Annotated in this window: 11 protein-coding genes; 6 read left to right on the forward strand and 5 right to left on the reverse strand. The window is 72.0% G+C overall.

The genetic code is table 11. The features are described 5' to 3' along the window. Nucleotides 1-75: 75 nt before the first annotated feature. Nucleotides 76-1,551 carry an FAD-dependent monooxygenase gene (locus OO70_RS14705; RefSeq protein ID WP_043669727.1) on the forward strand — a complete coding sequence of 492 codons (1,476 nt, stop codon included), beginning with the start codon at nt 76-78 and terminating at the stop codon, nt 1,549-1,551. Nucleotides 1,552-1,576: 25 nt separating this feature from the next. Here the strand turns inward: OO70_RS14705 and OO70_RS14710 are convergent, their stop codons facing one another. Next, on the reverse strand, nt 1,577-2,071 hold the full coding sequence (locus OO70_RS14710; protein ID WP_043669730.1) for a MarR family winged helix-turn-helix transcriptional regulator: 495 nt from the start codon (nt 2,069-2,071) through the stop codon (nt 1,577-1,579). 121 nt (nt 2,072-2,192) lie between these two features. Between OO70_RS14710 and OO70_RS14715 the strand changes: the two genes are divergently transcribed. The 3 genes from OO70_RS14715 to OO70_RS14725 all read left to right on the forward strand — a co-directional run bounded on the left by OO70_RS14715 (nt 2,193) and on the right by OO70_RS14725 (nt 5,340). Next, a complete protein-coding gene (locus OO70_RS14715; RefSeq protein WP_051741210.1) occupies nt 2,193-3,140 on the forward strand; it encodes an EamA family transporter in 948 nt (315 codons plus the stop codon). Nucleotides 3,141-3,159: 19 nt separating this feature from the next. Next, entirely contained in the window at nt 3,160-4,473 is a 1,314-nt protein-coding gene (locus tag OO70_RS14720; protein ID WP_043669733.1) for a sigma-70 family RNA polymerase sigma factor, read from the forward strand. 93 nt (nt 4,474-4,566) lie between these two features. After that, complete coding sequence (locus tag OO70_RS14725; RefSeq protein ID WP_043669981.1) at nt 4,567-5,340, forward strand: SDR family NAD(P)-dependent oxidoreductase; 774 nt, start codon at nt 4,567-4,569, stop codon at nt 5,338-5,340. A gap of 53 nt (nt 5,341-5,393) precedes the next feature. Here OO70_RS14725 and pepN read toward each other — a convergent pair whose 3' ends face one another. Further along, a complete protein-coding gene (gene pepN, locus OO70_RS14730) occupies nt 5,394-7,967 on the reverse strand; it encodes an aminopeptidase N (protein ID WP_043669737.1) in 2,574 nt (857 codons plus the stop codon). Nucleotides 7,968-8,079: 112 nt separating this feature from the next. Here pepN and OO70_RS14735 point away from each other — a divergent pair, with 112 nt between their 5' ends. Further along, the gene (locus OO70_RS14735; protein ID WP_043669983.1) at nt 8,080-8,553 is read left to right on the forward strand and encodes a DUF1203 domain-containing protein; all 474 of its coding nucleotides are present in this window, start codon (nt 8,080-8,082) and stop codon (nt 8,551-8,553) included. Nucleotides 8,554-8,655: 102 nt separating this feature from the next. Here the strand turns inward: OO70_RS14735 and OO70_RS14740 are convergent, their stop codons facing one another. Then, a complete protein-coding gene (locus OO70_RS14740; protein ID WP_051741212.1) occupies nt 8,656-9,867 on the reverse strand; it encodes an IS701 family transposase in 1,212 nt (403 codons plus the stop codon). Nucleotides 9,868-10,003: 136 nt separating this feature from the next. Between OO70_RS14740 and OO70_RS14745 the strand changes: the two genes are divergently transcribed. Next, the gene (locus OO70_RS14745; RefSeq protein WP_043669741.1) at nt 10,004-10,579 is read left to right on the forward strand and encodes a TetR/AcrR family transcriptional regulator; all 576 of its coding nucleotides are present in this window, start codon (nt 10,004-10,006) and stop codon (nt 10,577-10,579) included. Nucleotides 10,580-10,669: 90 nt separating this feature from the next. Here OO70_RS14745 and OO70_RS14750 read toward each other — a convergent pair whose 3' ends face one another. Both OO70_RS14750 and OO70_RS14755 read right to left on the reverse strand, forming a co-directional pair. Then, nucleotides 10,670-11,998 (reverse strand): MFS transporter, encoded by a 1,329-nt coding sequence (locus tag OO70_RS14750; protein WP_063749714.1) that lies wholly within the window; start codon nt 11,996-11,998, stop codon nt 10,670-10,672. Nucleotides 11,999-12,039: 41 nt separating this feature from the next. Next, nucleotides 12,040-13,302, reverse strand: a complete 1,263-nt coding sequence (locus OO70_RS14755) for a dihydrolipoamide acetyltransferase family protein (protein WP_043669744.1) — start codon at nt 13,300-13,302, stop codon at nt 12,040-12,042. Between the last annotated feature and the right edge of the window lie 14 nt (nt 13,303-13,316).

A 13,316-nucleotide genomic window follows, 5' to 3' on the forward strand; every position in this document is an offset into this window, starting at 1 on the left:
TCTAGTCTCGTCAACGAGTGTTGGCAAACGAGCGTTGGCAAACAGGCGTTGGAGATACGGCACTAGGAGGCCACCATGAACGGCAACAGCACCCGCACCCGCACCGGCATCGACAACCCCGACCGCACCGTCATCGTCGTCGGCTCCGGCCCCACCGGCCTGCTCCTGGCCGGTGACCTCGCCACCGCCGGTGTCCCGGTCACCGTGCTGGAGAAGCGCCCCGAGAAGATCAGCAACCTGTCCCGCGCGTTCGTCCTGCACGCCCGCACCCTGGAGCAGCTCGACGCCCGCGCCCTCGCCGACGACCTCGAAGCCATCGGTCAACCCCTCGACCGGCTCCGCCTTTTCGGCCGCCTCACCATCGACCTCGCCCCCCTCCCCTCCCGCTTCAACCACCTCCTCGTCCTCCCGCAGTACGAGGTCGAGAAGGCGCTGCGGCGGCGCGCGGCCGAGGCGGGCGTGGACTTCCGGTACGAGACCGAGATGACCGGGCTGTCGCAGGACGCGGACGGCGCGACCGTCGAGACGCGCGGGCCCGGCGGGGTGTCCGAGTCGCTGCGCGCCGCGTACGTCGTCGGCGCCGACGGGATGCGCAGCGCGGTGCGGGACGCGATCGGGCTGCCCTTCCCCGGCCACTCCGTCATCCGGTCCGTCGTCCTCGCCGACGTACTGCTCGACGAGAAGCCCGACACCCTGCTCACCGTGGCCACCGTCGGCGACGCCTTCGCCTTCATCGCACCCTTCGGCGACGGCTACTACCGGGTCATCGGCTGGAACCGCGCGCACGACGTCGCCGACGACGAGCCCCTCGACCTCGACGAGGTCAGGGAGATCGCCCGGCTCGCCCTCGGCCGCGACTTCGGGATGCGCGACGCCCGCTGGATGTCCCGCTTCCACAGCGATGAGCGCCAGGCACCCGCCTACCGGGTGGGCCGCGTGTTCCTGGCCGGCGACGCCGCGCACGTCCACACCCCGGCCGGCGGCCAGGGCATGAACACCGGCCTCCAGGACGCGGCCAACCTCGGCTGGAAGCTGGCCGCGGTGCTCAACGGCCACGCACCCCGGACCCTCCTCGACACCTACCAGGCCGAGCGCCACCCCGTGGGCAAGGCGGTCCTGCGCAGCAGCGGCGGCATCGTCCGCCTCGCCATGGCCAAGCGCCCCTGGACCGTCGCCCTGCGCGCGGCCCTCACCACCGTCCTCGACCACGTACCCCCGGCCCGCCGCAAGGCCCTCGGCCAACTCACCGGCATCGGCTACGCCTACCCGGCCCCCCGAGGCGCCCACCACCTCGTCGGCACCCGCGCCCCGGACGTCTCCCTCGCCGACACCGGCCGCCTCTACGAGGCGCTGCGCGGCGGCCGGTTCGTACTGATCACACCGGAGCCGTACGAGAACCAGGCCACCCGCAAGGACCGGCTGGCCGTGGAGCGCTGGGCGAGCGACCGTCGTACGGCACTGCTGGTGCGGCCGGATGGGTATGTGGCTTGGGCGGCGGACACCGCCGAACCGGCCGAGATCGAGGCGGCGCTCGCCGAGCACGTCGGCTGAACGGGCCCGCCCGGAGCGGGACTTGCTACCGCTCGGTCGAGGTCAGCAACTTCCGCAGCAGGTCGGCCAGTTGGGCGGCCTGTTCGGTGTCGAGGCCGGACAGGGCCGCCGTCTGGGCGGCGAGCCCGGAGCCGACCGCCTCGTCGATCAGCGCCAACCCCTTCTCCGTCAGGGTGACTTGGAGGCCGCGGCGGTCGTGCGGGTCGGGGGAGCGGCGGAGCAGGCCGGCCCGTTCCAGTTTGTCGAGGCGGCCGGTCATGCCGCCCGTGGTGAGCATCAGCGTCGCGGAGAGCTCGCGCGGCGAGAGGGTGTACGGCTCGTCGGCCCGGCGCAGGGTCGCGAGGACGTCGAACTCGCCGCGCGAGATGCCGTGCGGCGCGTACGCCTTCTCCATGCGGTCGCCCATGGCCCGGGAGAGCCGGAAGATCCGTCCGAAGACCTCCATCGCGGCGGTGTCGAGGTCGGGCCGCACCGCCGCCCACTGCTCGACGATCGCGTCGACGGGGTCCTTGTCGTTCATGGGACGAGTATCCGCCGGTCAGCAGGTCGGTCGCAAGAAAGTGGATCACAGGTTAGTAGCTTGACGGTAACTGGCTTAGCGCTAAGCTAGTTACCAGTGACCTACCTGAAGGGTGCGTCCCATGACGACCACCAGCCGCCCCGCCCTCATAGCCCTCACCGCCCTCGCCCCTGTCTCCTGGGGCACCACCTACGCCGTCACCACCCAGTTCCTCCCGCCCGACCGCCCCCTCTTCACCGGCCTGATGCGTGCCCTCCCCGCCGGTCTGGTGCTCCTCGCGCTCGCCCGGGTGCTGCCGCGCGGTGCCTGGTGGTGGAAGGCGACGGTGCTTGGCGCGCTGAACATCGGCGCCTTCTTCCCGCTGCTGTTCCTGTCCGCGTACCGGCTCCCCGGCGGTATGGCGGCGGTCGTCGGCTCGGTAGGGCCGCTGATTGTCGTGGGCCTCTCGGCAGGTCTGCTGGGGCAGCGGCCGACGGCCCGCAGCTTGCTCACCGGCGCCGTCGCCGCCTTCGGTGTCAGTCTCGTCGTACTGAAGGCGGCCGGGGCGCTCGACCCGGTCGGCGTGCTCGCGGCCCTCGCCGCCACCGCCTCCATGTCCACCGGCACCGTGCTGACCAAGCGGTGGGGCCGCCCCGACGGCGTCGGCCCGCTCGCCCTCACCGGCTGGCAGCTCACCGCGGGCGGGCTGCTGATAGCCCCCGTCGCCTTCCTGGTCGAGGGGGCGCCGCCCGCGCTCGACGGGCGGGCGGTCGGCGGTTACCTGTACCTCGCGCTGGCGAACACGGCGATCGCGTACTGGCTCTGGTTCCGCGGCATCGGCCGGCTCTCCGCCACCCAGGTCACCTTCCTCGGCCCGCTCTCCCCGCTGACCGCGGCCGTCGTCGGCTGGGCGGCGCTCGGGCAGGCGCTCACGCTGGTGCAGGTGGCGGGGATGGTGGTGGCGTTCGGAGCGACGGTGGCTGGGCAGATCGGGTCGCGGACCCCTGCCGTTCCCGTTCGGGAGGTAGCGTCACGCGGGAATGCCGTGACGCAACGCGGTGAGGCAGTGGCTGTGACGCGACACCCGTGAAGCAACGCCGGAGGCACCCGTGGCCGAAGAATCCTGCCCCAGTTGTGGCAAGCCGCTCACCGCACGGGCGGGCCGTACCGGACGCCGGTCCGTGTACTGCTCCGCCGCCTGCCGGCAGAAGGCCTACCGGGAGCGGCAGGGGAGCGTCGGGGCCGGTGTCGACGGGCTGATCAAGGAGATCGGGCGGCAGGTGGAGGAGCTGGTGCCGCAGCCACCTTCCGTCTTCTACTCCGGTGTGACGGAACTGTCGTCGTCCGTCGCGCGGCTGAGGCGGGTGGCGCGCACGGCACGCGACACCGCTCGGGAATCCGTCACGCAGGTGCCCGTTACGGAAGTCCCCGCCGTTGCCGAAGTCCCGCTCGACGAAGGTGACTTCGCCGCCCTCGTCGAGTCGCACCGCCGTGAGATCCAGGTCCACTGCTACCGCATGACCGGCTCGTACGACGACGCCGAGGACCTGGTGCAGGAGACGTTCCTGCGGGCCTGGCGGGCCCGGGACACCTTTCAGGGGCGGGCCGGTGCCCGTACCTGGCTGTACCGCATCGCCACCAACGCCTGCCTGGACTTCCAGCGCCGTACGGCCCGCCGCCCCAAGCGCTACGAGCCGTTGCCCGGCATGAACCACGGTGGCGGGGAGCCGCCCGCCCGTATCACCTGGCTGCAGCCGTATCCCGACGACGAGTTGCCCTCCGCCGAGGAACAGCCGGAGGCCGCCGCGGTCTCCCGCGAGACCCTCGAGCTGGTCTTCCTGGCCGCCGTCCAGCATCTCCCGCCGCGCCAGCGCGCGGTGTTGGTGCTGCGGGACGTGCTCGGGCTGACCGCAGTCGAGACCGGCGAGGCCCTCGACATGACCGTGGCCTCGGTCAACAGCGCGCTGCAACGCGCCCGCCCCACCCTGCGCGACCGGCTGCCCGGCCGGCGCGCGGACTGGACGGCCGATGGGCCCACCGAGCACCAACGCACCCTGGTCAAGCGGTACATGGCCGCCGCCGAGCGTCTCGACCTGTCCGAGGTCGCCAACCTGCTCAGCGAGGACGTCACCCTCACCATGCCGCCGAACCCGTTCTGGTTCACCGGCCGCGACGCACTCGTGGAGTTCCTGAGTGTCAGCCTCGACGCCAACTCGCCCATGTTCCTAGGACATTGGCGGCACCTCCCCGCCCGCGCCAACGGGCAGCTCGCGGCCGGGGGTTACGTGCGCCGACCCGGTACGACCGTCTACCGCGCCCAGGTCCTCGACGTGCTCCGCTTCGGCGCCGACGACCGGATCGTGGAGATCACCTCCTTCGAACCGCACCTGTTCCCGGCCTTCGGACTGCCGCTGAGGTTGTGAGCGATGAGTGGGGGGCTCCTTGTGCGTCTGTATGGCCGACACGAACGACACGTACATCACGCCCCGTACGTCACGACCCGCAAGGAGATCACCATGCTGCTCACCGACAAGACCGCGGTCATCTACGGCGCCGGCGGCTCGATCGGCGGTGCGGTCGCCCGCGCCTTCGCCGCCGAGGGAGCCCGCGTCCACCTCGTGGGACGCACCCGGGAGACGCTGGAGGCCGTGGCCGCCCACATCAAGGACATCGGCATCAAGGACGCCGAGGTGGCCGTCGTCGACGCCCTCGACGAGACGGCGGTGACGGAACACCTCGCCCGCGTCGGGGACATCGACGTGTCCTTCAACCTTGTCTCGCGCGGTGACGTACAGGGGCTGCCGATCACCGAGATGCCCGTCGACGACTTCCTGCGGCCCGTCCTCAACGGCACCCGCGCCAACTTCATCACCGCCCGCGCAGCCGCCCGCCGCATGGCCGAGCGAGGCTCCGGTGTCGTCCTCACCCTCAACAGCGGTTCCGCGCACGGCAGTCCGATGATGGGCGGCACCGGTCCCGCCGACGCGGCGACCGACAGCCTCGTGCGCAACCTGGCGATGGAGCTGGGCCCGCGCGGGGTGCGTGCGGTTGGTCTGTGGGCCGCGGGAATCCCCGAGACGCTCACGATCGAGAAGCTCGGCAAGGTCAACCCCGACCTCAACGAGGCGGCGATCCAGGGCATCCTCGACCAGCTGTCGAGCCTGCGCATGACCCGCCGCAACCCCACCCTCGCCGAGATCACCGCGACCGCCGTGTTCCTCGCCTCGGACCACGCGGCGAGCATCACGGGCACGTTCGTGAACGTCACCGGCGGGATGTTCCCGGGGTGACGTCAAAGGGCGCCCGGCGAATCGCCGGGCGCCCTTCGTCGTCGTAGAACCGCTTACGAAGCAGCCGCGTCCGCCGCCTGGGCCTTGAGCGCGCGCTCCACGCCCGAGCGGGACTCCGAGACCAGGCGGCGCAGGGCCGCGTTGGGCTCGGCGGCCGTCAGCCAGGTGTCCGTGCGGTCCAGGGTGTCCTGGGAGACCTGGATCGACGGGTAGAGACCGACCGCGATCTGCTGGGCGATCTCGTGCGAACGGGAGTCCCAGACCTCCTTGACCGCCGCGAAGTACTTCTCCGTGTACGGCGCCAGCAGTTCGCGCTGGTCGGTCTGGACGAAGCCCGAGATCACCGCTTCCTGAAGGGCGTTGGGGAGCTTGTCGGACTCGACGACCTGTGCCCAGGCCTCCGCCTTCGCCTCTTCGGTCGGGCGGGCGGCACGGGCGGTCGCCGCGTGGCGCTCACCGGCGGCCGTCTTGTCCCGCTCGTACTCGCCGGCGATCTCCGCCTCGTCGAACCGGCCCACGGACGCGAGGCGTTCGACGAACGCCCAGCGCAGTTCGGTGTCGACGGCCAGTCCCTCGATCGTCTGGGTGCCCTCCAACAGGCCGTCCAGCAGGTCGAGTTGCTCCGGCGCGCGGGCCGCGGACGCGAACGCGCGGGCCCACGCCAGCTGTTGGTCGCTGCCCGCCTCGGCGGCGCGCAGATGTGCCAGCGTGGCGTCCGTCCAGCGGGTGAGCAGGGCCTCGCGGGCGGCCGGGTCGGCGTACAGCTCGATCGCCAGCTTCACCTGCCGCTGGAGCGACTGCACGACACCGATGTCGGACTCCTTGCCGATGCCCGACAGGACGAGGGAGAGGTAGTCGCGGGTGGCGAGTTCGGCGTCGCGGGTCATGTCCCAGGCCGAGGCCCAGCACAGGGCGCGGGGGAGCGAGGACTCGAAGTCGCCGAGGTGCTCGGTGACGAAGGCCAGCGACTGCTCGTCGAGACGGACCTTCGCGTACGACAGGTCGTCGTCGTTGAGCAGCACCACGTCCGGGCGGCGCTTGCCGACGAGCTGCGGTACGGCGGTCAACTCGCCGTCCACGTCCAGCTCGACGCGCTCGTCGCGCACCAACTTGCCGGTGTCCTCGTCGAGTTCGTACAGGCCGACCGCGATGCGGTGCGGGCGCAGGGTGGGTTCCCCCTTGGCGCCGGCAGGCAGGGCCGGGGCCTCCTGGCGGATCGCGAAGGCGGTGATGACACCGTCCGCGTCCGTCTCGATCTCCGGGCGCAGGATGTTGATGCCGGCCGTCTGCAGCCACGCCTTCGACCAGGCGCTCAGGTCACGCCCGGAGGTCTCCTCCAGCGCGCCGAGCAGGTCGGACAGGCGGGTGTTGCCGTACGCGTGGCGCTTGAAGTACGCCTGCACGCCCGCGAAGAACTCGTCCATGCCGACGTACGCGACGAGCTGCTTCAGGACGCTCGCGCCCTTGGCGTACGTGATGCCGTCGAAGTTGACGAGGACGTCGTCCAGGTCGCGGATCTCGGCCATGATCGGGTGCGTGGACGGCAGTTGGTCCTGCCGGTACGCCCAGGTCTTCATCGAGTTGGCGAACGTGGTCCACGAGTGCGGCCAGCGCGAGTCGGGCGCGTACGCCTGGCAGGCGATGGAGGTGTAGGTGGCGAACGACTCGTTCAGCCACAGGTCGTTCCACCACTCCATGGTCACGAGGTCGCCGAACCACATGTGGGCCAGCTCGTGCAGGATGGTCTCCGCGCGCACCTCGTAGGCGGCGTCGGTCACCTTGGAACGGAAGACGTACTGGTCCCGGATGGTGACGGCACCGGCGTTCTCCATCGCGCCCGCGTTGAACTCCGGGACGAACAGCTGGTCGTACTTCTTGAACGGGTACTGGTAGGCGAACTTCTCCTGGAACCAGTCGAAGCCCTGCCGGGTGACCTCGAAGATCGCGTCCGAGTCGAGGTACTCCGCCAGCGAGGGCCGGCAGTAGATGCCGAGCGGGACGGACTGCCCGTCCTTCTCGTACACGCTGTGCACGGAGTGGTACGGGCCGACGATCAGCGCGGTGATGTACGTCGAGATGCGCGGCGTCGGCTCGAACACCCAGGTGTCGTCCCGGGGTTCGGGCGTCGGGGAGTTGGAGATGACGGTCCAGCCCGTCGGCGCCTTCACGGTGAACTGGAAGGTGGCCTTCAGGTCCGGCTGCTCGAAGCTGGCGAACACGCGGCGCGCGTCCGGCACCTCGAACTGGGTGTAGAGGTAGGCCTGTTGGTCGACCGGGTCGACGAACCGGTGAAGCCCCTCGCCGGTGTTGGTGTACGCGCAGTCCGCGACCACGCGCAGGACGTTCGGTCCCTCCAACAGCCCGGCCAGCGCGATCCGCGAGTCCTTGAAGACCTCGTCGGGGTCGAGCGGGTCGCCGTTCAGCGTCACCTCGTGGACCGTCGGGGCCACCAGGTCGATGAAGGACTCGGCGCCGCTTTCGGCCACGTCGAAGCGCACCGTCGTCGCGGACCTGTAGGTCCCGCCCTCCTGCGCGCCGGAGAGGTCGAGATCGATCTCGTACGAGTCAACGGTGAGCAGCGTCGCCCGCTGCTGCGCCTCTTCGCGAGTCAGGTTTGTGCCAGGCACGCGGTCATCTCCTCGTTATGTGTGGGTTGCGCCATCCTTCCACGGGACCTGCGGAGAGCGCGATGTCCGGTTCCCGCCGGTGAGCGGGGCGGACGAGCGCGAGTCTGGGGTCATGACGACGTACACGGCACGACCCGTCGACCCGACGGTCCTGAAGGAGCTGCGCTCTGCTGACGATGCGGGGCGCCGAATGGTTCCCGCGCTCGATGAGGAGGGCGGTGCTCCGCTCCGTTGCTGCCTGCGCCGCAGCGAGCCGGGCGAGCGCATCGCCCTCGTCTCCTACGCCCCGCTGCGCCGCTGGGCGGCGGAGACGGGGGCCCGGCCCGGGGCGTACGACGAGCAGGGGCCGGTGTTCATCCACGCTGAGGAGTGCGCGGGGCCGGCGGCCGGCTCGGGGTATCCCTTCGCGGACGCCCACCGCACGGTCCGCCGCTACTCCGCCGAGGGGCACATCCTGGGCGGCCGGCTCGTCGAGGCGGCCGACGACGCGGCCTTCCGTGACGCGTTCGACGACCCGGCCGTGGCACTGGTCCACGTCCGGGCCGTCGAGTACGGCTGTTTCCTGTACGAGGTGCGCAGGCGCTAGGCCGTGTCCACAAAGTCCCGCCTGCCCCGCGGCGTCTGGTGCGGGGCCCGCCCTTCGGGCGGACGACGGGACTTTGCGGACACGACCCAGGCGCGCCCTCCGTCAGGCGGCCTCCCCGTGGGTCAGCTCGGTGGCTGACCGGGCCGCGGAGAGGCGGCCGTAGGCGTATGCCGCCGAGACCAGGGTCATGTGGCGGTGCCAGCCGGGGAAGGAGCGGCCCTCGAAGTCGAGCAGGCCGTAGTGTTCGCCGAGGTCGCCCACCGTGGCCAGGGTGCCGCGGTGCAGGCCGGCCAGGGCGAGCAGATCGGCCGTCCTGCGCTCCGGGAGGTTGGTGAGCCAGGCCTGGCCCAGGCGCTGCCGGGCCGGGTCCCACTCGGCGAAGACCCGGCCGGTGGCGGTGAACCGGACGCCGTCGGGCCGCAGGGCCGGTATCTCCGCCAGGCTGGAGATGACCTGGAGGCGGCGGGACCGTCCGGCGGGCCCTACCGCCTCGGGATGCCGGGTGCCGCCCTGGAACAGCAGCTGACGCGCCGATACCGGGGGCGCGGGCTCCCGGTTCGGGCGGCCGGGGCGCGGTTCGGCGGCGAGCGGCAACTGGCCGCCGACGGCCAGCACGAAGCTGTGGCCGCGCCCGTGCAGCCGCTCCACGAGCGGGCGTACGTCCGTCACCGAGGTCAGGTCCGCCACCACCGGCGCACGGACCAGGCCGGGCTGCGCGGCCAGGGTCTCCACCAGGTCCAGGGCGTGGGCCCACAGCGGCTGCGGCCGGGTCTCCTCCGGGATGCGGGCGCGGCGCCGGACCGCCTCGTCGCCCGCCCAGGGTTCGGGCAGGTGCAGACGCCAGTCGACGGGCATGTGCTCACCCTCGCCGGAGAGGAACACCGCCATCCCCAGCTGGCAGTTGACGGTCCGCCCCTGCTCGCGGACGAAGCGCCGGTGCACCCCGACCGAGTGGTCGCCGCGCTTGGGCAGCACCGTCGAGGCGAGGGTCCACGCGTGCGTGGGCAACCGCTCCTCCACCCAGCGGACGAGCTCCCGCCGGGTCGCGTCCCACTCCCAGGGGCTGGCGTTCACGAACTGCTGCAACGACTGCGACGCCGTGGCCGACGAGGTCACCGCCTCCGCCATCCGGCGCACGGACTTCTTGCCGGGCGTGGCCAGCAGTCCGTGCAGATACACCTGCCCCCATCGCTGCTGGTCGGCGCGCGGCAGATGCTCGAACAACTGCCGGCCGAACGCGGCGAAGCCCTCGTGCCCCTGCTGTTTCCGTAGTGCCTGTCGTGGTGCCTGTCGTGCCTCTCGAATCGCTGACACTCCATCCCCCTCGGCGCGGTGCGATCCAGTCGAACGGTAGAAGCATAAAGAACGTTTGCTTTGTTTCGGGCCAAGTCTCGACTACTTTGGCGAGTCCGGGCCCCCGTAACCCCGTCACCAGCGGCAATGTCGGGGCATGCAGGAGAGAGCCGCTCACACACGCCACGCTCTGGTCCGCGCCGCGGCGGCGGAGTTCGACAGCCGGGGGTACGAGGGCGCCTCGCTGTCCCGGATCAGCAAGGGGGCGGGTGCCTCGATGGGCGCGCTCACCTTCCACTTCCCGACCAAGCGGGCCCTGGCCGACGCCGTGCGCCGGGCCGGCCGGAGTGCCCTCGACACCGTGGTCCGGGACGTCTCCAGCGGTGTGGACGCGCCGCTCGACGCGCTCGCGGACCTGACGTTCGCCCTCATCCGGCTCCTGGAGGACGACGTCGTCGTACGGGCGGCGGCGCGGCTGGACCGGGACGGACCGCACGACGGGCACGAACCGCGGCTGATCCTGGAGTGGGGGTGGGGACTGCGGGCGCTGCTCGCGCGCGCGGCCGCGGCGGGCGAACTGCGCCCGGGCGTGCTGCCGGAGACCGCCGCCGTACTCCTGACCCGGCTGGTCGCGGGCAACGGCGTGGAGTGGGCCGGGTCGCACCCGCCCAGGGGCGCGCGGCCGGACGACGTCTGGGAACTCGTGCTGCACGGGGTGACCGGGCGCGACTGACGGAATGTGCCTGACTGCATGTGCCTGACGGCATGCGAAAGGGCCCTCGGCGCACCGAGAGCCCCCACCGCACGGAGTACCGGGGCTTCGTCAGCCCCGTCCCGACACCACCGGCGCGGCACCGGTCCGGGCCGGGTCCGCGGTGGCCCGCCCCGATCGCCGGGCCAACTCCCGCTGGACGTCCGCCAGGGAGCGGTTCTTCGTCTCGGGGACCCGGCGCAGGACGAAGACGACGGCACCCGCGGAGACCGCCGCGAAGAACCAGAACACCCAGCCCTCGCCGACCAGATCGGCGGCCGGCAGGAACATCTGGCCCACCACGAAGTTGGCGGCCCAGTTGACCAGCGCGCACACCGCGCCGCCGCGTGCGCGGGCCCCCGGCGGGAACAGTTCGGCGGCGAGGATCCAGAAGACCGGACCGAGCCCGATCGCGAAGGACGCCACGTAGGCGACCATGCAGACCAGCGCCGTCACATTGGTGACCGGGCCCGGCGGCAGGCGGAAGGCCAGGCCCAGAGCGAGCAGCGAGAGGGCCATGCCGCCGAGCGAGAACAGCAGCAGCGGCCGCCGCCCGGCCCGGTCGATCAGTGGTACGGCCGCCACCGTCGCCACGACGTTCACCGCGCCGATCACCACCGAGTACGTGATCGAGTCGGCCGCGGGCAACCCGGCCCGGGCCATGATGCTCGGGGCGTAGTAGATGATGCTGTTGATCCCGCCGAACTGCTGGACGGCGGCCAGTGTCACCCCGATGACCAGCGCCGACCGGGCCGCCGGCGACCCGAGGACACCCTTGGCGCGCGGCACGCTCCCGCTGCCGGCCCGCCCCCGCAGCCACTCGGGGCTCTCCGGGATCGCCAGCGTGCCCAGCAGCATCGCGACGGACGGGACCAGCCCGACGGCGAACATGGCCCGCCAGTCGGCGCTGCCGGCGAACCCCAGATTGATCAGGTACGACACCAGGATGCCGACGGTGAGCAGGATCTGGTTGGCCGTCACCAGGCGCCCGCGCAGCCTCGGCGGGGCGATCTCCGCGAGGTACAGCGGCACCACGGTCGAGGCGCTGCCCACCGCGAGACCGAGTACGGCGCGGGCGGCGACCAGTTCCGGGAAGTCACCCGCGGACACCGCGGCGAGCAGCCCCAGGGTGAACGTCAGCGCGATCGCGACCAGCACCTTCTTGCGGCCGAACCGGTCCGCGGGCCGGGCGCTGCCCAGGGCGCCCACGGCGGCACCCAGCAGCAGCGCCGAGATCACGGCTCCCTCCTCGAAGGAGTCGAGGCCGAAGTCGGTCCTGATGAACAGCAGGGCCCCGGAGATCACCCCGGTGTCGAAGCCGAACAGCAGCCCGCCGAGCGCGACCACCGCGGTGCACAGGCCGAGCCGGGCGGCGGGCGGGTGCGGAACGTCGTCGTCCATCGTCGTCCTCTCTCGTCGTTCGTCGTCGGTCTTCGGGGCCGTCAGGCGCGGGTGAGCAGGAGTCGCGGGTCGTGCAGCAGGGCGGCGGTGTCCGCGAGGACGCGGGAACCCAGGTCGCCGTCGACGAGGCGGTGGTCGAAGGAGAGCGCCAGGGTGGTGACTTGGCGCGGGACGACCTTTCCGCGGTGCACCCAGGGGCGCGGGCCGATGGTGCCGAGGGCGAGGATCGCCGACTCGCCCGGGTTGAGGATCGGGGTGCCGGTGTCGACACCGAAGACGCCGATGTTGGTGAGCGTCACGGTGCTGCCCCGCAGGGCCGCGGGCGGGGTCCGTCCCTCGCGCGCGGCGGTCGTCAACTCGCCCAGGGCGGCGGCGAGTTCGGGCAGGGTGAGGCGGTCGGCGTCCTCGATCGCGGGGACCAGGAGGCCGCGCGGGGTCGCGGCGGCGACGCCCAGGTTCACCCGGTGCTTCAGCACGATCTCCTGGCGTTCCTCGTCCCAGGACGCGTTCACCTCCGGATTGCGCCGCACCGCGACCAGGAAGGCCCGCGCCGCCAGCAGCAGCGGGCCGACCCGCAGCCCCGCCATGTCCGGATGCCCCTTGAGCCGTCGCACCAGCTTCATCGTGCGGGTGACGTCGACGGTGACGAACTCCGTGACATGCGGCGCGGTGAAGGCACTGGCCACCATGGCGCGGGCGGTGGCCCGGCGCACACCGGTGACGGGGACGCGGGTCTCGTCGGGGGCGGGGGCGGGCTGGTCGGAGAGGGGCAACTGTTCGGTGGGGGACGGGTGTTGGGCGGCGGCGCGCACGTCCTCGCGGGTGACATCCCCGCGCGGTCCGGTCGGTACGACGACCGCCAGGTCCACACCGAGGTCCCTGGCGAACTTGCGCACGGGCGGTTTGGCCAGCGGCAGTTGGGGTGGAGCGGTCGCCGTTGCCGGAGTGCCCGGTCGGCGGCGGATCCTCCGTGCCGTGGGGCCGGGTGCCGCGCCGTAGCCGACGAGGACCGGGGTGCGGCGCGGGGGCTCCTCCGTAGCGGTGCCTGTGCCGGTGTCCACCGTGATGATCGGGGTGCCCACGTCGACCGTCGTGCCCTCGGGGAAGCGGAGTTCGTGGACGACGCCGTCGTAGGGGATGGGGAGTTCCACGGCTGCCTTCGCGGTTTCCACCTCGCAGACGACCTGGCCGTCGGTGACGCGGTCGCCGGTGGCCACGAGCCAGCGGATGATCTCGGCGTCCTGGAGGCCCTCGCCCACGTCGGGCATCGGGAACTCCCGGTAGCGCTGGGGGTTGTCCGTCATCGTGAGCAGAACTC

Source organism: Streptomyces xylophagus (assembly GCF_000716435.1).
Taxonomy (GTDB): domain Bacteria; phylum Actinomycetota; class Actinomycetes; order Streptomycetales; family Streptomycetaceae; genus Streptomyces; species Streptomyces xylophagus.

Bases quoted from the DNA above. Each gene is read 5' to 3' on its own strand.
- OO70_RS14710 (WP_043669730.1), bottom strand. From the start codon at position 2,071: ATGAACGACAAGGACCCCGTCGACGCGATCGTCGAGCAGTGGGCGGCG.
- OO70_RS14705 (WP_043669727.1), top strand. From the start codon at position 76: ATGAACGGCAACAGCACCCGCACCCGCACCGGCATCGACAACCCCGAC.
- OO70_RS14745 (WP_043669741.1), top strand. From the start codon at position 10,004: ATGCAGGAGAGAGCCGCTCACACACGCCACGCTCTGGTCCGCGCCGCG.
- OO70_RS14750 (WP_063749714.1), bottom strand. From the start codon at position 11,998: ATGGACGACGACGTTCCGCACCCGCCCGCCGCCCGGCTCGGCCTGTGC.
- OO70_RS14735 (WP_043669983.1), top strand. From the start codon at position 8,080: ATGACGACGTACACGGCACGACCCGTCGACCCGACGGTCCTGAAGGAG.
- OO70_RS14715 (WP_051741210.1), top strand. From the start codon at position 2,193: ATGACGACCACCAGCCGCCCCGCCCTCATAGCCCTCACCGCCCTCGCC.
- OO70_RS14725 (WP_043669981.1), top strand. From the start codon at position 4,567: ATGCTGCTCACCGACAAGACCGCGGTCATCTACGGCGCCGGCGGCTCG.
- OO70_RS14755 (WP_043669744.1), bottom strand. From the start codon at position 13,302: ATGACGGACAACCCCCAGCGCTACCGGGAGTTCCCGATGCCCGACGTG.